Source organism: Sulfitobacter sediminivivens (genome assembly GCF_042611115.2).
In the GTDB taxonomy this organism is placed as follows: Bacteria; Pseudomonadota; Alphaproteobacteria; order Rhodobacterales; family Rhodobacteraceae; genus Sulfitobacter; species Sulfitobacter sediminivivens.
Genome location: NZ_JBHGAR020000016.1, coordinates 19067 through 37484 on the forward strand (window position 1 = coordinate 19067; position 18418 = coordinate 37484).

21 protein-coding genes are annotated in these 18418 nt (G+C 58.3%); 12 read left to right on the forward strand and 9 right to left on the reverse strand.

The window, feature by feature from the left end; all coding sequences use genetic code 11:
• Window positions 1-43: 43 nt before the first annotated feature.
• Complete coding sequence (locus tag ACEWL3_RS15310) at window positions 44-913, reverse strand: DMT family transporter (protein WP_386180268.1); 870 nt, start codon at window positions 911-913, stop codon at window positions 44-46.
• Between the two features lie 102 nt (window positions 914-1015).
• On the opposite strand from ACEWL3_RS15310, the gene ACEWL3_RS15315 reads away from it, so the two are divergent.
• The gene (locus ACEWL3_RS15315) at window positions 1016-2050 is read left to right on the forward strand and encodes an AbrB family transcriptional regulator (protein WP_386180271.1); all 1035 of its coding nucleotides are present in this window, start codon (window positions 1016-1018) and stop codon (window positions 2048-2050) included.
• On the opposite strand, the gene ACEWL3_RS15320 is transcribed toward ACEWL3_RS15315, so the two are convergent.
• Together ACEWL3_RS15320 and ACEWL3_RS15325 are read right to left on the reverse strand one after the other, a co-directional pair.
• Window positions 2047-2757 carry an NYN domain-containing protein gene (locus tag ACEWL3_RS15320; RefSeq protein ID WP_386180274.1) on the reverse strand — a complete coding sequence of 237 codons (711 nt, stop codon included), beginning with the start codon at window positions 2755-2757 and terminating at the stop codon, window positions 2047-2049. The genes ACEWL3_RS15315 and ACEWL3_RS15320 overlap by 4 nt on opposite strands.
• A gap of 45 nt (window positions 2758-2802) precedes the next feature.
• Window positions 2803-3213, reverse strand: coding sequence for a Fur family transcriptional regulator (locus tag ACEWL3_RS15325; RefSeq protein ID WP_386180277.1), 411 nt, complete (start codon window positions 3211-3213; stop codon window positions 2803-2805).
• Window positions 3214-3576: 363 nt separating this feature from the next.
• Here ACEWL3_RS15325 and ACEWL3_RS15330 point away from each other — a divergent pair, with 363 nt between their 5' ends.
• Both ACEWL3_RS15330 and ACEWL3_RS15335 read left to right on the forward strand, forming a co-directional pair.
• Complete coding sequence (locus ACEWL3_RS15330) at window positions 3577-4887, forward strand: DEAD/DEAH box helicase (protein ID WP_386180280.1); 1311 nt, start codon at window positions 3577-3579, stop codon at window positions 4885-4887.
• 3 nt (window positions 4888-4890) lie between these two features.
• Window positions 4891-5133: a hypothetical protein gene (locus ACEWL3_RS15335; protein ID WP_386180283.1), complete on the forward strand. Its 243-nt coding sequence runs from the start codon at window positions 4891-4893 to the stop codon at window positions 5131-5133.
• Window positions 5134-5193: 60 nt separating this feature from the next.
• Here the strand turns inward: ACEWL3_RS15335 and ACEWL3_RS15340 are convergent, their stop codons facing one another.
• Entirely contained in the window at window positions 5194-6072 is an 879-nt protein-coding gene (locus tag ACEWL3_RS15340) for a tellurite resistance TerB family protein (protein ID WP_386180286.1), read from the reverse strand.
• 138 nt (window positions 6073-6210) lie between these two features.
• Here ACEWL3_RS15340 and ACEWL3_RS15345 point away from each other — a divergent pair, with 138 nt between their 5' ends.
• Window positions 6211-7101: a DMT family transporter gene (locus tag ACEWL3_RS15345; RefSeq protein WP_386180289.1), complete on the forward strand. Its 891-nt coding sequence runs from the start codon at window positions 6211-6213 to the stop codon at window positions 7099-7101.
• A 2-nt stretch (window positions 7102-7103) separates the two neighbouring features.
• On the opposite strand, the gene ACEWL3_RS15350 is transcribed toward ACEWL3_RS15345, so the two are convergent.
• From ACEWL3_RS15350 to mazG, 4 genes are all read right to left on the reverse strand, one after another.
• The gene (locus ACEWL3_RS15350; protein WP_386180292.1) at window positions 7104-8513 is read right to left on the reverse strand and encodes a protein adenylyltransferase SelO; all 1410 of its coding nucleotides are present in this window, start codon (window positions 8511-8513) and stop codon (window positions 7104-7106) included.
• Window positions 8514-8963: a GNAT family N-acetyltransferase gene (locus tag ACEWL3_RS15355; protein WP_386180295.1), complete on the reverse strand. Its 450-nt coding sequence runs from the start codon at window positions 8961-8963 to the stop codon at window positions 8514-8516.
• Window positions 8960-9901 (reverse strand): nucleoside hydrolase, encoded by a 942-nt coding sequence (locus ACEWL3_RS15360; protein WP_386180298.1) that lies wholly within the window; start codon window positions 9899-9901, stop codon window positions 8960-8962. Before ACEWL3_RS15360 ends, ACEWL3_RS15355 begins: the two co-directional genes overlap by 4 nt.
• A gap of 84 nt (window positions 9902-9985) precedes the next feature.
• Entirely contained in the window at window positions 9986-10831 is an 846-nt protein-coding gene (gene mazG / locus ACEWL3_RS15365; RefSeq protein WP_386180301.1) for a nucleoside triphosphate pyrophosphohydrolase, read from the reverse strand.
• Between the two features lie 62 nt (window positions 10832-10893).
• Between mazG and ACEWL3_RS15370 the strand changes: the two genes are divergently transcribed.
• Genes ACEWL3_RS15370 through ACEWL3_RS15385 form a run of 4 tightly spaced genes read left to right on the forward strand, consistent with a single transcriptional unit; the run spans window position 10894 to window position 14459 of the window.
• Window positions 10894-12072 carry a M20 aminoacylase family protein gene (locus ACEWL3_RS15370; protein ID WP_386180303.1) on the forward strand — a complete coding sequence of 393 codons (1179 nt, stop codon included), beginning with the start codon at window positions 10894-10896 and terminating at the stop codon, window positions 12070-12072.
• The gene (speB, locus tag ACEWL3_RS15375) at window positions 12063-13028 is read left to right on the forward strand and encodes an agmatinase (RefSeq protein ID WP_386180306.1); all 966 of its coding nucleotides are present in this window, start codon (window positions 12063-12065) and stop codon (window positions 13026-13028) included. Before ACEWL3_RS15370 ends, speB (ACEWL3_RS15375) begins: the two co-directional genes overlap by 10 nt.
• The gene (speB, locus tag ACEWL3_RS15380; RefSeq protein WP_386180308.1) at window positions 13025-13972 is read left to right on the forward strand and encodes an agmatinase; all 948 of its coding nucleotides are present in this window, start codon (window positions 13025-13027) and stop codon (window positions 13970-13972) included. The genes speB (ACEWL3_RS15375) and speB (ACEWL3_RS15380) overlap by 4 nt, the downstream gene beginning before the upstream one ends.
• A gap of 49 nt (window positions 13973-14021) precedes the next feature.
• The gene (locus ACEWL3_RS15385) at window positions 14022-14459 is read left to right on the forward strand and encodes a DUF1499 domain-containing protein (RefSeq protein ID WP_386180311.1); all 438 of its coding nucleotides are present in this window, start codon (window positions 14022-14024) and stop codon (window positions 14457-14459) included.
• A 2-nt stretch (window positions 14460-14461) separates the two neighbouring features.
• On the opposite strand, the gene ACEWL3_RS15390 is transcribed toward ACEWL3_RS15385, so the two are convergent.
• Entirely contained in the window at window positions 14462-14734 is a 273-nt protein-coding gene (locus ACEWL3_RS15390; protein ID WP_386180314.1) for a hypothetical protein, read from the reverse strand.
• A 61-nt stretch (window positions 14735-14795) separates the two neighbouring features.
• On the opposite strand from ACEWL3_RS15390, the gene prfA reads away from it, so the two are divergent.
• The 4 genes from prfA to ACEWL3_RS15410 all read left to right on the forward strand — a co-directional run bounded on the left by prfA (window position 14796) and on the right by ACEWL3_RS15410 (window position 18388).
• Window positions 14796-15851: a peptide chain release factor 1 gene (gene prfA / locus ACEWL3_RS15395; protein ID WP_386180317.1), complete on the forward strand. Its 1056-nt coding sequence runs from the start codon at window positions 14796-14798 to the stop codon at window positions 15849-15851.
• Entirely contained in the window at window positions 15848-16690 is an 843-nt protein-coding gene (gene prmC / locus ACEWL3_RS15400) for a peptide chain release factor N(5)-glutamine methyltransferase (protein WP_386180320.1), read from the forward strand. Before prfA ends, prmC begins: the two co-directional genes overlap by 4 nt.
• A 214-nt stretch (window positions 16691-16904) precedes the next feature.
• Complete coding sequence (locus tag ACEWL3_RS15405; protein ID WP_386180323.1) at window positions 16905-17624, forward strand: DUF4167 domain-containing protein; 720 nt, start codon at window positions 16905-16907, stop codon at window positions 17622-17624.
• Between the two features lie 170 nt (window positions 17625-17794).
• A complete protein-coding gene (locus ACEWL3_RS15410; RefSeq protein WP_386180326.1) occupies window positions 17795-18388 on the forward strand; it encodes a class I SAM-dependent DNA methyltransferase in 594 nt (197 codons plus the stop codon).
• Window positions 18389-18418: the final 30 nt, after the last annotated feature.

The window sequence follows — 18418 nt, forward strand, 5'->3', positions numbered from 1 at the left end:
TTTCTGCGCTTTTAACGTGGACGGCGCAGGTTGAAAAGGCGAGTCAGGTGCTCGCCCGGACCTTGCGCTCGCGCAGAATGGTGTAAATGCCCGATGCGACAATGATTGCGGCCCCGATCAGCGTCAACGCATCCGGGGATTCACCAAACACCGACACCCCGATCACCAGGGCGATCACCAGCCGCACATAGCGAAACGGTGTGACAAACCCCACATCGCCCACCCGCATCGCCGCAACGATGGCGTAATAGGCAAAAAGCCCGATGCCCAAGGCAGAACTGATGTAAATCCATTCGGTGCCGTTCAATGCCACAACCTGTGACCCGGTGAAAACCATCAGCAAGATGCCTGCAGGTATGATCACAACAAAGCCCAGAAAGCTTAGCTGCATTGTGGTGATGGACTCGGGCGTCCTTCGTGTGGCCAGATCGCGCAGGGCAAGGGCAAAGACCGCCAGCACCGCCAAAAGCGACAGAGCCTCAAAGCTGTCCAGGCCGGGCCGAATGATCAGCAAGACGCCGATCAGGCCCACGGAAATTGCGCTCCACCGGCGCCAGCCAACAGGTTCGCCCAGAAATACCGCGGCACCCAAAGTGACGGCCAGCGGCGTTGCCTGCAAGATCGCGGAGGCGCTAGAAAGGGGGGTTAGCACGATGGCCGAAACAAATGCCAACGCGCCAATCAGATCACCCAATCCTCGCAAAACGATCGGATAGGACAACATGGTGCGGGCAAACAATGCTTCGCCTCTGGCAACGACAACTGCGCCAAAAACCAGCGAGCCGCCGATGCCCAGCATGGTCAGGATCTGCCCGACCGACACAGCGTCCGCCAGCAATTTGATGAACATGTCCTCAAGCGCGAAACCGGCCATTGCCAGGACCATCAGAACAGCGCCGCGTATATTGTCCATGATCCTGCGCTCTTGATAATTGAATAGGACGGCCATGACGGTTTTGCACGGCAAGGGCAAGGGGCGCTGGCAGAGCATCTAATCGAGTGATAGCAACGGCGTATGAGATGGCCGAACCTATCCCTGTCGCTCCGCGATTCTTTGCTGACAATCTGCGTTGGGGCTGTGGGGGCAGCACTGGCTTGGGCGTTGTCGGTGCCAGTTTACATGTTGCTGGGGCCGGTTGTTGCGGTCAGTCTTTCCAGTCTTGCAGGATTGCCCACGATCATCGATTCACGGCTGCGCGATGCCTGCTTTGTGGTGATCGGGCTTGCTGTGGGGGCCGGCTTTGACACCGATGCCCTGGACGCGATGCTGCGCTGGCCGTTGGCATTCATGTTTATGGCCGTGATCATTTGGCTGATCATGGTCATTTGCCGCGCGATGCTGGTGCGGTTTTTTGGGTTTGATGCGCGTTCGGCGCTTTTGGCGTCTGCGCCCGGGCATCTGAGCTTTGTGATTGCGATGGCCAGTAACACCGGATCGGACGTAGCGCGCATTTCAATCACCCAATCGGTCAGGTTGCTGGCACTGACGCTTGTCGTGCCCTTTGTGGCTGTCGCGATGGGGGTGGAGTTGTCAGGCAACATTGCCCCTCAGGGGGAGCCTGTCGCGCTCGTTCAATTGTTCATCATGATTGTGCTGGCGATCATGGTTGGGCTGCTGTTTCAACGCGTGTCCGTGCCGGCACCGCTGCTTTTGGGCGCGATGGTTGTGTCTGCCATCGGGCATCTGACAGACCTTGCGCCGGGTGTCATGCCCCAGTGGATTATCCTGCCTGCCTATCTGGTTCTGGGATCTTTGATCGGGACCCGGTTCAGCGGGGTCACGCCAGCGCGTTTTGCTGGTGGCCTGGGTGCGGGTGTCGCAATCACGCTGGTTGCTGTGGGGCTGGCGGGCTTGGGGGCCTTGCCGGTTGCCTGGGCTCTGAACATGCCACTTGCGCATGTTTTGGTTGCTTTCGCCCCCGGCGGATTAGAGACGATGATCGCGATGGGCGCTGTTCTGGGGGTCATCCCGGGATTTGTCGCCGCCTGTCACATTGCCCGGCTGCTGGTGCTCAGCGTGCTGTTGCCGTGGATGTTGGGGCGGCGTTAGGTCTTTGGCCGCACCATAGGGCGGTTATCTATGTTGGCAAACTCCAGCTTTGGCAACGCTTTGATCAGACTGCTGAGCTTGGCAAATCCATAGCTGCGGGTGTCAAAGTCAGGGTGTGCTGCCATCAGGTTCTTACCCACTGGGCTAAGCGCTACCCAGTCGTCTTCTGTATCACAACGCTCAATTGCGGTCCGGATCAACTGATACGCATGATTCATGTCGGCTTTCGGTTTGGGCTTGGCAGCGGCTTCGTTGCTGTCTTCTTCGTCTTTGAGGTTTTCGACCAGAATGAAACGGTTATAGACGTTTCGCAGGGCCGGGTTGGTCTTTTCCTCGCCAATGCCAATTACAGTAAGCCCGTCCTCACGCAATCGGTTTACTAGTGCTGTGAAATCGCTGTCGGACGACACGATGACAAAAGCGTCAAATTTGCCTGAGTGCAGGATGTCCATCGCATGAATAACGAGGCCGATGTCAGTTGCGTTCTTGCCTCTCGAATTGGCAGTTTCCTGATGGGCAACCAGACCAAGTGCATGTATCGGGTCTCGCCAGCCTTTTAGTTGTTCGCTGGACCAATCACCATAGACACGCCGCAGCGCAGGTTCGCCAATAGAAGCGATTTCGCGCATGATCTTGGCCGCATCGCGTGCGCGTACATTGTCGGCGTCAATCAGAACGGCAAGCAATGGGCGGTCACGGTCTGGCATTATGTATTCCTCAGGTATCTGTGTTTCTCAAAGTCGTGCAATGGCTTACTTCCTGATCGGCACGCCGTATAATTCAAGCCGATGACCGCGCAGCTCATAGCCCAGTTTTTGCGCGATACGTTCCTGCAACGCCTCAATATCGGCGTCGACAAATTCGATCACTTCGCCCGAATGCATGTCGATCAGATGGTCGTGGTGATCGCGCTCTGCGTCTTCATACCGGGCCCGGCCGTCACCAAACTCAAGCTTGTCGAGGATGCCGGCCTCTTCAAACAACTTTACCGTGCGATAGACCGTCGCGATTGAAATCGCAGCATCCAGAGCCGAGGCGCGGGTGAACAGCTCCTCTACATCGGGGTGATCATCGGCATCCTCGATGACCTGTGCGATGATCCGGCGCTGACCGGTCATGCGCAGGCCCATGGCCTCGCAGCGTTTGATGATGGATTTTGACATGCGTTTCGGCCTTTGCGGTAATCGGCCCATTGTGTAGCGGCATTTGCGCCGCGCTACCACATGCTTTTGCCGCAAAGGTTGACTTATCGCGGCGAGAGGGCCATGTGGGGATCAAGCGATGCCTTCTGCCGCGTGAGCAGTGCCGGTTCTGGATCAATGATTCACGTATTTTCCGGGTTTTAAGGCGCGCCGATGTTCCCAAAATCACGCGTGGGGCCAAAACGCGATCAGACAGGTGTCCGGCATTTGGCCGCTGCCTGCGATCTGTTTTGCGTGACCCACGTGGCACACCCGACACCTTTGAGGGCGGGGTGCTGCGCACCGACAGGGCGTCGCTTTTGTGTGCGTCCAGAAAGAATGAATATGAGCGATTTTGACATGATGGGCCTGCCCAGAAAACTGGTGCAACGGCTGCATGATATGGGTCTCAAAGACCCGACACCGATCCAGAAACAGGCGATCCCGCACGGCATGAATGGCCGTGATGTAATGGGTCTGGCCCAAACCGGAACCGGTAAGACGGCGGCCTTTGGTGTGCCACTGGTGGCCCAGATGATGGCCATGGAAGGCCGCCCGAACCCGCGCTGTGTGCGTGGATTGGTTCTGGCCCCGACCCGCGAACTGGCCACCCAGATTTCCGTGAACCTGCGCGACTATGCCAAAGGATCATCGCTGCAGGTTGCGATGGTCGTAGGTGGACAGTCGATCAATACGCAGATCAAGCGATTGGGCGGCGGTGTGGACCTCTTGGTCGCGACACCGGGCCGATTGCTGGACCTGATGGACCGCCGCGCCGTGCGTCTTGACGAAGCGACATTTCTGGTTCTCGACGAGGCTGATCAGATGCTCGACATGGGTTTCATCCATGACCTGCGCAAGATCGCGTCTGTCATCCCCAAGAACCGCCAGACCATGCTGTTCTCTGCGACGATGCCCAAGCTGATGAACGAGATTGCCAACACCTATCTCAACAGCCCGATCCGCATTGAAGTCTCCCCTCCGGGCAAGGCGGCGGACAAGGTGACGCAAGAGGTGCACTTTATCGCCAAGGCGGAAAAGACCGAACTGCTCAAGGAGCTGTTGGGCAAGCACCGTGGCGAACGGGCGCTGGTGTTTGGCCGCACCAAACACGGCTCTGAAAAGCTGATGAAAACGCTGGTCAAGGCGGGCTTTGATGCGGCGTCGATTCACGGCAACAAAAGCCAGGGCCAGCGGGACCGCGCCATTGCCGGGTTCAAGTCCGGGAATGTGACGGTTCTGGTGGCCACGGATGTGGCGGCACGGGGGCTTGATATCCCGGATGTGAAACACGTCTATAATTACGATCTGCCGAATGTGCCTGAAAATTACGTCCACCGCATTGGCCGCACCGCGCGGGCGGGCAAGGATGGGGCAGCGATTGCATTTTGTGCGCCCGATGAAATGGGCGAATTGAAGGCGATCCAAAAGACAATGGGCATTGCGATCCCCGTGGCCTCTGGCCGCGCGTGGGAGGCGATGGAAATCCCCGACAAGCCCAAGGGCCGTGGTCGCGGGCGCGGTGGTCGTCCGGGTGGCGGTGGTCGTCCGGATGGTGGTGGCGGCGGCGGCGCTGCTGGCAAGCCGAACGGGGCGCGCAGCCGCCGTCGGGGTGGCGGCGGTGGCGGCAAGCCCGGTGGGCAAAAGGCCGCGTAACCGATGCGCAAATTTACCCTTGGTCTGCTTTATGTTGCGGTGGCGCTGCTGGTTTCTGTGCCGCCGATATTTGCCGCACTCTTGTCCGGCATGTGCATGAACTCCACCGGGGGGCCATGCCGTACCGTGAGCATGGCAGATTGGTTCAAGGGGGAGCTTGCAATGATCTGGATGACGCCGTTGGTGCTGGCAATTGTCCTGATCTGGGTGATTTTCCGGCTGCACCGGGCCGCGCCACAAGAATAAGAAAAAGGCGGCGGTCCACATTGGAACGCCGCCTTTTTCAGTAATCGGTGGGCGCTGTCTTCAGGTATAAAGTGACGGGACGCCCATTTGCGCGTGAATGTCATTCACCTCGGCGGGTTTCATCCCATATGCCTTGGCCAACTTGTGCAGATACTTCGCCTCGTCCTGGGTATCGAGATCAATCCCCAGCAGCGACATCGCGTAAATCTGCGGGCCCATGCCCTTGGGCGTTTGTTTGGCCAAAGCATCGACGTCAACCGGCGCTTTCATCTGGGCGTTCACAAACGCGGCTTCCTCAGGATCGACATCGCCAAGCCTGCCCAGCAGTTTGTCCCGCTCTGCGGCATCAAAAGTGCCATCAGATTTTGCGGCTTGGATCATTGCGGCCAGCATCAGCGCGGCCGCGGCTTCCTGATCTTGCGACGGTTCAATTGCGGGCTCGGGGGTTGCGTCAAACTGTGAATTGAGCACTTCACCAAAACTGCCGCTCTCGCGTTGGGGACGGCGGCGCAGGGTTTCATCCGTGCCCGCCAAAAGGCCTCCAGCACCGGCGGCACTTGCAAGACCGCCAAGCAGCCCACCAAGGCCGCCCGCGCCGCCTTTGGACCCGCCGCCCAATTGTTCCAAGAGGCCGCCAAGCCCGCCGGGCATGCCACCCCCGGCACCGCGTTGAGTTGATCCGCCGCCGCCACCCAGCAGGCCGCCCAACATGTCCTCAAGACCACCGCCGGCACCGGGACTGTGCGCGCCACCATGCGGGCGCGACCCACCGGGGGTGCCACCCGCCTGGTTCATCAGACCGCCCAGCAGGCCACCCAAACCGCCGGACTGACCAGCGTGGCTGGTACTGCCACCGCCGCCCTTATTGATCAAGGCGTTTGCGCCTTTGGCCACGGCGACACCGATGGCCACTTTGGCCAGTGTTTTCATCAAACTCATTGTTTTCCCCCAGAAATGAATCACGTTGCCTTAGTGTGGCATGTTTTTTTGCGCAGTTGAGGGGAAAAAAGTTGGACCGGCCTCAGCGGCGGGCAATTGCGCATTGACATCGCGCCCACTGGAACTGCTTTTGGGGGAATGGAGCGCAAAGCACACATTGATCGTTTTGGCGCTGCTGCGCTGATCGCCTTTGCCTTCAATCTCGCTTTTAATCAGGTCGTCATCAAGGTCACGGCCGGTGGGTTCAACCCGGTATTTGCTGCCGGATTGCGTTCGGCGGGCGCTGTTGTGGTCTTGCTGATCTGGATGCGTCTGCGCGGGGTCAGCTTGCATGTGCCGCGCGACGCATGGACGGCGGGATTGGTGGCCGGGCTGCTTTTTGCGCTTGAATTTACCTGTTTGTTTGTAGCGCTTGATATCACCACCGTCAGCCGGGCCTCGGTGATTTTTTATTCCATGCCGGTGTGGCTGGCGTTGATCGCGCATTATCTGTTGCCGGGCGAAAGCCTGACCCGGCTCAAAGGGGTGGGGCTGTTGCTGGCCATGGCGGGCGTTGCGCTGGCGCTGAGCAATCGAAGCGGTGGCGAGGTGAGCTGGACCGGAGATTTGCTGGCGCTGACATCGGCGTTTTGCTGGGCCGGGATTGTTCTGTGTGTGCGGATCACCCCGCTGTCACGGGTGCCGCCCGCGCAGCAATTGATGTTTCAGGTGGCTGTTTCGGCCCCGATCATGTTGTTGTTTGCACCGCTCCTTGGCCCCTTGATCCGTGATCTGCAACCGATCCATCTGGCGGGCATGTTGTTTCAGATCATCGCAGTGGCGAGCCTTGGCTTTTTGGTGTGGTTTTGGCTGATGTCGATCTATCCAGCGTCATCGGTCGCCTCATTCAGCTTTTTATCCCCGGTGTTTTCCGTTCTTTTGGGTTGGTTGTTGTTGTCAGAGGATGTGGCGTTGTCGGTCTGGGGCGCGCTGGTGCTGGTGGCCAGCGGCATTTACCTGATCAACCGCAGGCCCAGACCCGCGGCCTGATCTCAGGTGCCGCAGAATGTCGCGGGGACAATTTCGCTTTGGGTCGGCGGGCGGTGTAGATCGGTATCGGTACCATTGAAGGGTGTCGATAGCGCCTTCATCAACCGCTCAAACGGGGCCATGTCGCCCGCAACGGCGGCCTCGATCATCTGTTCCACGCGGTGATTGCGCGGGATAACCGCGGGGTTTGTGGCATTCATCAAACCAGGCGGGTCCGGTTCCTTGGCGATGCGCTGTTGCCAGATTTCGGCCCAGCCCTGAAACGCGTCGCGGTTGGTAAACTGGTCTTGCGGCGTGGCCGTGGCCAAGGCGCGGAAGGTGTTGGTGAAATCAGCACCGTCTGTCTGCATCAGGTTGAGCAGGTTTTCGATCAGCGCAACATCATCTGGCTGCGGGTCTGAAATGCCGATCTTGGGTGCGAAACGGCGCAGCCAGGCGGCCTCAACCTGTGCAGGCATGGCGTGCACAATCTCGGTTGCCTGCTCAACTGCTGCGTCTTTGTCATCCATCTGTTGCAGCAGGCTGGTGGCAAGCTGCGCCATGTTCCAGATCACGATATTGGGTTGATTACCAAAGGCATAGCGGCCCTGCTGATCGATTGAGCTGAACACCCGGCCACTGTGAAATGCATCCATAAAAGCGCAGGGGCCATAGTCAATGGTTTCACCCGCAATGCTGCAGTTATCGGTGTTCATCACGCCGTGAATAAACCCCACGGACATCCATGCCGCGACCAGTTCAGCCTGGGCCGCACAAACGGCGCGCAGCAGATCCATCGCATCTTTTGCATCCGGGTAATGGCGCTTGATCGCGTAGTCGGTGAGCGTTTTGAGGTTTTCGGTTTGGCCGCGATGGGCAAAGACCTGAAACGTGCCAACCCTCAGGTGGCTTTGCGCCACGCGGGTCAATATCGCACCGGGCAGCGCGCCTTGTTCGCGGAAAATCGGCTCGCCTGTGCTGACGGCGGCCAGCGCGCGGGTGGTGGGGATGCCAAGTGCATGCATCGCTTCGCTGACCACGTATTCACGCAAGACGGGGCCAACCCAGGCGCGGCCATCACCACTGCGTGAATAGGGGGTTGGGCCAGACCCCTTGAGCTGGATATCGCGGCGGGTGCCGTTTTTATCAATCACTTCGCCCAGCAGAATGGCGCGGCCGTCGCCCAATTGCGGATTGAAGTTGCCGAATTGATGGCCCGCATAAAGCTGCGCCAAGGGGGCCGCGCCGTTTGGGATTTGATTTCCAGAAAATACCTGCGCGACCTCGGCCAGATCGCCCACCTCAATGCCCAGCACCTTTGCCAACCCGTCGTTAAAGGCCAAAACCTGTGGCGTTTTCACCGGTGTTGGGTTCAGCGGGGTGGAAAACCCGTCTGGCAGAGCGGCATAGCTGTTGTCGAAAGGAATCCGCATTCAAAGCGTCTTTGACATGAACATATAGCGATCACGTTCGCGAAATCCGGCGCGGCGATAAAGCTTGACCGCTGCTGCATTGTCCCGGTCCACCTCCAGATGAATGGCCCGCAATCCGCCGCCTGCCAAGGCGCGAGGCAGCGCAATCAGCGCCTCTGACGCGATGCCGCGCCCGCGCACGCCAGGTCGGATGTAAAGCTCGTCAATGATGGCATCAAGACCGCCAAACTCAACCGACCAGCCGAACGTGATCACGATATAGCCGATGGGTGCGCGCGGCGGTCCGATCAGATAGGCCGCCCCGTGCGGAATACCGTCAAGCAAGGGCGAGATGCCCGCCGTCAGTGCGTCAGCCGACATCGTGATATTTTCTTCGGCATGAAACGCAGCAACTAGTGCCGTCAAACCGGTCAGATGTTCGGGTTTGGCGAGGGTCAGGGCGGCGCTCATAAACGGGCCAGCCGTTCCGTCAGCAGGGCAAAAAAGCCATCCGCATCAATATCGCCCATAAAAGTGGCGTTGGGCGCGCGGTCGGTGACGCCCCACCAGTCGGCGACGGTCATGCCCATGGTGAGTTCCGATTGGGTTTCAATCTCGACGTTGATGTGGCGGCCGGAAAAGAGGTCAGGCTTCAACAGATAGGCGGTGACGCAGGGGTCATGAAGCGGCGCACCGGCTGATCCATATTTTTCCTTGTCATAACGTTCAAAGAAATCGGTCATCTGGGCCACGGCGGTGCCAACGGGTGTGTTCAGCGCGCGAAACGCATCATTGCGTGGTTTCGTGACCAAGGCCTTGTGCGTGACATCCAGTGGCATCACCACGATCGGAATGCCAGATCTAAAAACAATATCAGCGGCCTGCGGATCGACGTAAATGTTAAATTCAGCCGTGGGGGTGATGTTGCCCCCCTCGAAATAGCCACCGCCCATCAGCACGATCTTGGCCACCCTTTTGGCGATGTCAGGCGCTTTTTGCAGGGCAGTTGCGATGTTGGTGAGCGGGCCGAGCGGACACAATGTGATGGTGCCGGGGGCATATTCGCGCAGCTGGTCAATGATGAAATCGACGGCATGACCGTCTGCCAAAGGCATGGTCGGATCGGGCAGGTTTGGGCCATCAAGACCGGTTTTGCCGTGCACATGTTCCGCCGTGACCAGATCGCGCCCCAAGGGCCGGTCACAGCCTGCAAACACTTTCATATCCGTCCGCCCGGCCAATTCGCAGACGATGCGCGCGTTTTTGGCAGTCAATTCCAGCGGCACATTTCCCGCGACACATGTCAGACCCAGCACCTCCAGCTCATCAGGGCAGGCAAGCGCCAGCAGAATCGCCACGGCGTCATCCTGGCCGGGGTCGGTGTCGATAATGATCTTGCGTGCGGGCATAAAGGTGTCCTTTTTCAGCGTAGAGATAGGCCAAGTACCGTCTGAGTAAAAGGGCGTCGGCACCACGTCAGTAACATGTCGGTATTACGTCGGCGTTGTTTTGCCTGCGCGCTCGTCCGCCTTAACCGCATCCCAAAGCGCGTCCATTTCGGCCAGATCGCTTTCTGCAGGTGTCTTGCCAAGGATCGCCAGGCGCGCCTCAACCGCCTCAAAGCGTCTGGTAAACTTGGCATTGGCGGCACGCAAAGCTGCCTCTGGATCAAGGCCCAGATGGCGACCCAGATTGGCCATGACAAACATCAGATCGCCAAACTCTTCTTCGACCTCTGCGGGGCTTAGCGATTCGCGGGCCTCGACCAATTCGGTTGCCTCTTCGGTGATCTTGGCGATGACCTGCGTGGTTGAGGGCCAGTCAAAGCCAACCCTTGCCGCGCGTTTTTGCAGCTTGAGCGCGCGCAGTAGGGCAGGCAGTCCAATGGCCACACCTTCCAATGCGCCGCCTTGCGCTTTGCCAGCGCGTTCTTGCGCCTTGATCGCTTCCCAATCGGCGGTCTGTTGTTCAGCAGATTTATCCCGGCTCTCGGTGCCAAAAACATGTGGATGCCGCGCGACCATCTTGTCCGAGATGTTGCGGACCACGGATTGAAAACTGAACAGCCCGGCCTCTTCGCCCATGGCCGTGTGATAGACCGATTGCAGCAGCAGGTCGCCCAATTCGCCCTCAAGTTCCGGCCAATCACGGCGTGCGATGGCGTCGGCGACTTCGTAAGCCTCTTCAATGGTGTAGGGGGCGATGCTGTCAAAATCCTGTTCGATATCCCACGGACATCCCGACGCGGGATCGCGCAGGCGGCGCATGATTTCCAACAGGCGCTCAATGCCGGCATTCGTATCGTGGATCAGGGCGTCATTGTTTGGTGTATCTGGCATTGCGGCTGGGTCCTGTCTGGTGTCAGATACCTCAACAAGAATGCACTCAAGGAGTCCAGCCCATGCCAGTGGTGAACCGTATCGCCGCCTTTGCGCCCGTGATGAAGGAATGGCGGCAATATCTGCACACCATCCCAGAACTGGGCATGGAATGTCACAAGACAGCGGCCTTTGTGGCAGAACGGCTGCGCGAATTTGGCGTGGATGAACTGCACGAAGGGTTGGCGACGACGGGGTTGGTGGCAATCATCAATGGCCAGGGTGACGGGCCGACCATCGGGTTGCGCGCCGATATGGACGGATTGCCGATTATCGAGGCGACGGGCGTGGACTATGCCAGCATCCACCCAGGCAAAATGCACGCCTGTGGGCATGATGGGCATACGACCATGCTGCTTGGCGCGGCAAAGTATCTGGCTGAGACCCGCAATTTTGCGGGCCGCGTTGCGCTGATCTTTCAACCGGCAGAGGAAACCGGCGGTGGGGCCGAGGTGATGGTCAACGAGGGCATGATGGACCGGTTCGACATCGCCGAGGTCTATGCGCTGCACAATGCGCCGGGGTTTGAACAGGGCGGGTTTTATACGACGACCGGGGCCATCATGGCGGCGGTTGATTCATTTCACATTTACATCAAGGGCAAGGGCGGGCATGGCGCGATGCCGCATGAGACCTGCGATCCGGTGATTGCAGCCTGCGGTATAGCACAGGCCATCCAGTCGATTGTCAGCCGCAATAATTTGGCCACGCAGGAACTGGTCGTCTCGGTCACTCAGATCCATACCGGGTCTGCTGATAATGTGATCCCCGATACCGCCTATATCAACGGTACCGTGCGCACTTTTGACAAGGACGTGCAGGACATGGTGATGCGGCGGCTGAAAGAGATCGCTGCGGGGCAGGCCGCAAGCTACGGTGTTGACGCAGAGCTGATCTATGAAATTGGATACCCTGCAACGATCAACGATGCCGACAAGGCCAGATTTGCAACGCAGGTGGCAATGGACGTGGCGGGCGCGGATCATGTGATCGCGGAATACAGCCGCGAAATGGGTGCCGAGGATTTCAGTTACATGCTGGAAAAACGCCCCGGTGCTTATCTCTTTCTGGGTCAGGGTGAGGGGCCAGGTCTGCATCATCCCGAGTATGACTTTAACGATGATGTGGCCCCAGTGGGTGCCTCGTTCTTTGCGCAGATTGTAGAACAGGCCCAGCCTTTGGGAGGGAAAAAATGGCATTAGAGGACGCAAAAACGCAGGTGGATCAGGCGTTTACCCGTGAGGACCTCAAGGGGCCGAGTTTTGAGAATGCCTTTGGTGGGGCGACGTCGTTTTTGCGGCGGCGCTATACCAAGGACCTGCGCGGTGTGGACATCGCGGTGACCGGCATTCCGTTTGATCAGGCCGTGACCAACCGCACCGGGACCCGGCTTGGCCCTCGTGCGATCCGTGAGGCCAGCACGTTGCAACCCTATGATCCGCCCTATGGCTGGGATTTTGATGTGCTCAGCGAATTTGCGATAGCGGATTATGGCGATTTGGCGTTTGATTATGGTCACGTCAGCCAGTTTCCTGCTGCGCTCAAAGCGCATATCAAGGGGATATTGGATGCAGGTGCGGCCAGCGTGGTCCTGGGTGGCGATCACTATATCACCTTTCCAGTGCTCAAGGCCTATGCAGAGAAATATGGGCCGATCAGCCTGCTGCAATTCGATGCGCATAGTGACACATGGCCCGATGATGACATGGACCGGATTGACCACGGCACGATGTTTTACAAAGCGGTCAAATCGGGGATCGTGAACCCGAAAACATCCGTGCAGGTGGGGATCAGGACCACCAATGAGGACACAATGGGGGTCACTGTCATTGATGCCCGCGAGGTGCATGAAAAAGGGCCGGTGGCCACGGTTGCGCGGATCAAAGAGGTTTTGGGAGATACCCCAACCTATCTGACCTTTGATATTGATGCGCTCGACCCGGCTTTTGCCCCCGGCACCGGCACGCCGGTCTGGGGTGGTCTGACGTCGGCACAATGCGCCATCATGCTGCGCGATCTGGCGGGGATCAACATCATGGGCGGTGATGTTGTCGAAGTGTCGCCGCCCTTTGACGCCACGGGGGCCACGGCCATTGCGGGCGCGCATGTTGCGACCGAGATTTTGTGCCTTTTGGGACATCGGATGAGGACCACATGAGTATTAAGAACCAACCGATCAGCGGCAATGATCTGGCCCGGTTTTCCGGGCCGAACACATTTATGCGTCTGCCGTCGGTTAATGATCTGAAAGGCCTTGATGTGGCGGTGCTGGGCATTCCGATGGATATCGGCACGTCGTGGCGGTCTGGCACCCGGTTTGGGCCCAAGCAGGTGCGCAGCGAAAGCGCAATGCTGCGGCCCTATAATCTGGCCACCGGGGCGGCACCCTTTGACAGTTTGCAGGTGGCGGACATTGGTGATCTGGCGATCAATACCTTCTCTCTGAGCGATAGTTTACGTATTATTTCAGAAAGTTATGATGCGATCCTCAAGTATGACGCGATGCCATTGGCGATTGGTGGAGACCATTCGATTACCCTGCCGATCTTACGCGCGATGGCGAAGCGTCACGGCCCCCTGGCATTGGTCCATGTCGATGCCCATGCGGATGTGAATGAGGATATGTTTGGTGAACGCGAAACCCATGGAACGGTGTTTCGCCGGGCACATGAAGAAGGGCTGATAAACCCTTTGAAAACCTATCAAATCGGGTTGCGCGGGACCGGATATTCGGCTGAAGACTTCAGTGAGGCCGCCGGGTGGGGATTTCAGCAATTTCCGGCGCACGAATTATGGGGGCGGTCGCTTGCGTCGCTTGGGGCTGAGATCAGGCGCGATATTGGCGATGTGCCTGTCTATGTCACCTATGACATCGACAGCCTTGATCCGGCCTATGCGCCCGGCACCGGCACTCCGGAAATTGGCGGGCTGACCACGCCGCAGGCACTGGAGCTGATCCGCGCGCTGAAAGGGTTGAACATTGTTGGCGGCGATCTGGTTGAGGTATCGCCCCCCTATGACACCTCTGGCAATACCGCGCTGACCGGAGCGAATATCCTCTATGAGATGTTGTGTGTTCTGCCCGGCGTTGCGTATCGTTGAGCGGGCGGGATTGAGTTTTTTTGGCGAAAAGAAGCGGGGGCGGCTGCGCATGGTTGGATGGATCGTGCTGATCTTGATTGCGGGTTTTTTGGCTTACGTCCGTCTTGCCCCTGTGGATGTCGACAAATGGCATAATCCGCAATTGCCGGTGATGGGGCCGGGTGAATATCCCGGTGTGGGGCGTTTTGTCGGTCAGTATGTGCAGGAGGGTGATGGGCGCGACGCCCTGGCTCGGCTGCATGCGGTGGCACTGGCCACGCCGCACACGCAGGTGATTGCAGGCAGCCCTGACGCGGGGAAGATCACCTATATGACCCGCTCAAAGGTAATCGGATTTCCCGACTTTTCCACAGTTACGCTGACGCCGCTGCCAGGCACAGGCAAGACCACCCTTCAGCTTTTCGGACGTCTTAGGTTTGGAAAGATGGATTTTGGGGTGAATGAAGCGCGCATGAAGGATTGGGCAGACCGCGCAGACCTGAAATAGACTTAACCGGCCTGAGCTATCTTTGATATTGGCGGGGTCAGTTGGCTGCTCAGACAGCCTTGTTGTACTTCGCGCCACATCGGTACATTCAGCGACATCTGGCATTGCGCCATGAACATGCGCCCATCGACCTGCAGACAGATCGTTTCGCCCAGCTCAACGCGGTTGTGGTTGCGGTCGGTGCAATAGCAATCAATGGTTTTGCCGCCCGGTGCCGCGACATCGGCCAGAGCGGTGAAAGGCAGGAGCGTCAGGATCATAGCATAGCGTATCATGTGCCTTATATAGCACAGCGGAGGCTCTTGACCAAAGCCGTTTCATCAGCGACACGACAATATGATCCCAATGGACCGCCTTGAACAAATTTCGCAGCGTTTTCAGTATTTGGAAGCGTCTATGGCGGCTGGCTCGGACGGGGCGGATTTTGCCGCTTTGGCCAAGGAATATGCCGATCTGCGCCCGGTGGTTGAACAGATTGACGCCTATAAGCAATTGCTGAGCGATATGGCAGAGGCCAAGGCGATGTTGGTGGACCCGGAAATGGCGGAACTGGCACAAGAGGAAATGCCGATGCTCAGGGCGGCGCTGCCACGTGCCGAAGCGGCGTTGCAACTGGCGCTTTTGCCGCGGGATGCGGCGGATGCCAAGCCCGCAATGCTTGAGATCAGACCGGGTACGGGCGGCGACGAGGCCGCGCTTTTTGCTGCTGATTTGCTGCGGATGTATCAACGTTATGCCGAAGCGCGCGGTTGGGGGTTCGAGTTGATCGAAGAACAGATGACCGAACTTGGCGGTGTCAAGGAAGTGGTGGCGCATATTACCGGGCAAAACGTGTTTGCGCGGTTGAAGTTCGAAAGCGGTGTGCACCGGGTGCAGCGGGTGCCGACGACAGAGAGCGGTGGGCGCATCCATACCTCTGCTGCCACTGTGGCGGTGCTGCCGGAGGCCGAAGATGTCGACATCGAGATCAACCAGAACGATCTGCGCATTGATACCATGCGGTCCTCGGGGGCAGGCGGCCAGCATGTAAACACCACTGATTCTGCTGTGCGCATCACCCATTTGCCGACCGGCATTGTGGTCACGTCATCGGAGAAATCCCAGCACCGCAACCGTGAAAAAGCCATGCAGGTGCTCAAGGCGCGGCTCTATGATCTGGAGCGGTCCCGGATGGACAGCGAACGCTCGGCGAACCGGGCGGCACAGGTCGGATCGGGTGATCGGTCAGAACGGATCAGAACCTATAATTTCCCGCAAGGTCGGATGACGGACCACCGGATCAACCTGACGCTTTATCGGTTGGATGCGGTGATGCAGGGTGATCTGGACGAGATTGTCGATGCGCTGACTGCCGATGCCCAGGCACGGATGCTGGCCGAGATGAACGGATGAGCGCGCCGACCGCAGCGCAGGCCATGGCGGCGGCGGCATCGCGATTGCGCGCTGCCGGGGTGCCAGACCCGGCGCGGGATGCGCGAATATTGCTGGCCCATGCGGCCTCTGTTGATGCCGCCCGCGTGACCCTGATTGCCCCCGAAAGAATCGCGCCGGAAATTGCCGAACGGTTCGAGCATCTGATCGCGCTCAGGGCGGTGCGGGTGCCGGTGTCGCATCTGATCGGCAGCCGTGCGTTTTATGGACGTGATTTCAGAATCAGCCGGGATGTGCTGGACCCGCGCCCTGAAACTGAGACGTTGATTGAATTGGCGTTGATGGAACCGTTTGAGCGGGTGCTGGACCTAGGCACCGGATCGGGGTGCATTCTGGTGACGCTGCTGGCCGAGCAGCAGGACGCGCGCGGCCTTGGCGTGGACGTGTCGGAGGCTGCATGCCTTCAGGCCAGTGCAAACGCGGTGGCGCATGGGGTTCAGGACCGTGCAGAGATCGGTCAGTCCGATTGGTTCGAGGCGGTCGAAGGGCGCTTTGATCTGATCGTGTCGAACCCGCCGTATCTGGGGCTGGGTGAAATGGCCGACGTTGCGCCTGAGCTTGCCTTGCATGAGCCTGCCATCGCGCTGACGGATGGCGCTGATGGCTTGTCGGCCTACCGCATAATTGCCGAGCAGGCGCAGGGATATCTGACGGCAAAGGGGCGTGTGATGGTGGAAATCGGCTGGCAACAGGGCAGCGAAGTCAGCGATATCTTCAGTGCCGCTGGATGGGGACGTGTTACGCTTGCACATGATCTTGATGGCCGCGCGCGTGTCGTTTGTGCCGACAGACCAGCATAAAACGGCGAAAAACAACCTATCATCGGATTAATATTGCACTTTACACTTGCCGTGGGCGATTTGGCATGCTTATTCAAGGTTGTTGCAGCGGTGGATGCTTACGGGCGGTCCCGCGCGGCATTATGCCCAACAACTCGCACAACCGGGACATTCATTGGTGCTGCTACGCCACCCGGGTTTTACGAATAACAGCATTGAAGGCTGAAAAATTTACATGAAATCAACCAGATCTCGGGGCCGGTCGAAGAGCAACCGCAACCGTTCGCAGAACAATCAAGGCGGCAATGTCGTCAATCGGGTATTCGACAGCTCAGGCCCGGAAGGCAAAGTGCGTGGCACGCCAAGTCAGGTGATTGAGAAATACAATCAATTGGCCCGTGACGCCCAGCTTAGCAATGACCGCGTTGCGATGGAGAATTTCCAGCAACACGCAGAGCATTACCTGCGGCTGCTGGCAGAGGCACAGCGTGAAATAGATTCAAAGCGTGAAGAGCAAGAGCGTCAGAACCGCGAACGCCAGATTGAACGTGACCGCGAGCGCCAAGAGCGCCAGGAGCGCGAAGGCAACCCTCAAGATAACAATCCACAAAACAACGCCCCGCAGCATCAGGGCGAGGGCCAACAGCCGCACGCGCAGCAGAATGACAATCAACAAAATGAGGGCGGTCCGCGTCGCGATGCCGATCACAGCGGCGACCAGCCACAACAACAGCCCAAGCCCAAGCCTAGATCACGGCGCAAGCCTGAAACCGTGTCACAGTTGCCTGATTTTGTGACGCAGGGCGAAGCGGCGGAACCCGACAATGGTCTGGTCGAGACGCCTGAAAGCAAGCCCAAGCCAAAGCGTGCCCCGCGCCGCAAACCCGACCAGCCAAAGGCTGATGATAACGGCGGCGATGGCAGCGGCGGCGATCAGCCCGAAGCGGCAGAATGAGTTAGGAAAGGCCTCGCAGGATGCGGGGCCTTTTTTTGGAGGGTGTTGGAAGTGTGACGGAATGACTTTCAACGGCGATAAAACCTGTTTCATACAAAGCGATCTGCAGATGGGATGGGGGTTGATTCTAATCGACATAAAGACGCCGAAGGCAACAAGGCAGATATCGGATGACTGCAAACTGGAATGACCACGCAGAAGGCTGGGACGACAATGCCGACGTACAACGGTACTCAGAACTGGCCTTTGTTTCTCTCGTCACTGAGGTTGAAATTCGCACCACAGGCTGGAAATCGAAACGGATCCTCGACTTTGGGTGCGGTACAGGATTGATGGCTGAACGCGTTGCTCCCTTTGTACGGGAGGTGGTCGCTATCGACACATCAGAAAAGATGATTGCTGTTTTGGACGCCAAGGGTATTGCGAATGTCGTGGCGATGCATGGCAACGTTCTTGATGCTGACTTTCAACGTGCGCACGCCTGGCAATCAAGCTTCGATTTAATCTATGCATCCTCTGTATGTGGGTTCTTGTCTGACTACGAAGGGGCGGTAAAGTCTTTGGTCGGATTGCTCAAGCCCAGCGGGACATTCATCCAATGGGACTGGCAGGCAACGGATGACGACGACGTTGGAATGACGGAAATGCGAATCAGAAATGCGCTCACTTCAGCACGGTTGAGGTCTGTTCGCGCAAAGCCTGCTTTTGATATTGAAGCTGACGGCATGTCGCTGCCGGTTCTGCTTGGTGTGGGCGTTGTCTGAATCGTTCATCTTGCGCGGACCAGTCCGCTG

Excerpts from the sequence above, each read along its gene's own strand:
- speB (WP_386180306.1), top strand. The coding sequence starts at position 12,063 with ATGGCATTAGAGGACGCAAAAACGCAGGTGGATCAGGCGTTTACCCGT.
- ACEWL3_RS15325 (WP_386180277.1), bottom strand. The coding sequence starts at position 3,213 with ATGTCAAAATCCATCATCAAACGCTGCGAGGCCATGGGCCTGCGCATG.
- ACEWL3_RS15330 (WP_386180280.1), top strand. The coding sequence starts at position 3,577 with ATGAGCGATTTTGACATGATGGGCCTGCCCAGAAAACTGGTGCAACGG.
- ACEWL3_RS15350 (WP_386180292.1), bottom strand. The coding sequence starts at position 8,513 with ATGCGGATTCCTTTCGACAACAGCTATGCCGCTCTGCCAGACGGGTTT.
- ACEWL3_RS15310 (WP_386180268.1), bottom strand. The coding sequence starts at position 913 with ATGGACAATATACGCGGCGCTGTTCTGATGGTCCTGGCAATGGCCGGT.
- ACEWL3_RS15320 (WP_386180274.1), bottom strand. The coding sequence starts at position 2,757 with ATGCCAGACCGTGACCGCCCATTGCTTGCCGTTCTGATTGACGCCGAC.
- ACEWL3_RS15355 (WP_386180295.1), bottom strand. The coding sequence starts at position 8,963 with ATGAGCGCCGCCCTGACCCTCGCCAAACCCGAACATCTGACCGGTTTG.
- ACEWL3_RS15315 (WP_386180271.1), top strand. The coding sequence starts at position 1,016 with ATGAGATGGCCGAACCTATCCCTGTCGCTCCGCGATTCTTTGCTGACA.
- ACEWL3_RS15340 (WP_386180286.1), bottom strand. The coding sequence starts at position 6,072 with ATGAGTTTGATGAAAACACTGGCCAAAGTGGCCATCGGTGTCGCCGTG.
- prmC (WP_386180320.1), top strand. The coding sequence starts at position 15,848 with ATGAGCGCGCCGACCGCAGCGCAGGCCATGGCGGCGGCGGCATCGCGA.
- ACEWL3_RS15370 (WP_386180303.1), top strand. The coding sequence starts at position 10,894 with ATGCCAGTGGTGAACCGTATCGCCGCCTTTGCGCCCGTGATGAAGGAA.
- ACEWL3_RS15335 (WP_386180283.1), top strand. The coding sequence starts at position 4,891 with ATGCGCAAATTTACCCTTGGTCTGCTTTATGTTGCGGTGGCGCTGCTG.
- prfA (WP_386180317.1), top strand. The coding sequence starts at position 14,796 with ATGATCCCAATGGACCGCCTTGAACAAATTTCGCAGCGTTTTCAGTAT.
- ACEWL3_RS15360 (WP_386180298.1), bottom strand. The coding sequence starts at position 9,901 with ATGCCCGCACGCAAGATCATTATCGACACCGACCCCGGCCAGGATGAC.
- ACEWL3_RS15405 (WP_386180323.1), top strand. The coding sequence starts at position 16,905 with ATGAAATCAACCAGATCTCGGGGCCGGTCGAAGAGCAACCGCAACCGT.
- speB (WP_386180308.1), top strand. The coding sequence starts at position 13,025 with ATGAGTATTAAGAACCAACCGATCAGCGGCAATGATCTGGCCCGGTTT.
- ACEWL3_RS15345 (WP_386180289.1), top strand. The coding sequence starts at position 6,211 with ATGGAGCGCAAAGCACACATTGATCGTTTTGGCGCTGCTGCGCTGATC.
- mazG (WP_386180301.1), bottom strand. The coding sequence starts at position 10,831 with ATGCCAGATACACCAAACAATGACGCCCTGATCCACGATACGAATGCC.
- ACEWL3_RS15410 (WP_386180326.1), top strand. The coding sequence starts at position 17,795 with ATGACTGCAAACTGGAATGACCACGCAGAAGGCTGGGACGACAATGCC.
- ACEWL3_RS15390 (WP_386180314.1), bottom strand. The coding sequence starts at position 14,734 with ATGATACGCTATGCTATGATCCTGACGCTCCTGCCTTTCACCGCTCTG.
- ACEWL3_RS15385 (WP_386180311.1), top strand. The coding sequence starts at position 14,022 with ATGGTTGGATGGATCGTGCTGATCTTGATTGCGGGTTTTTTGGCTTAC.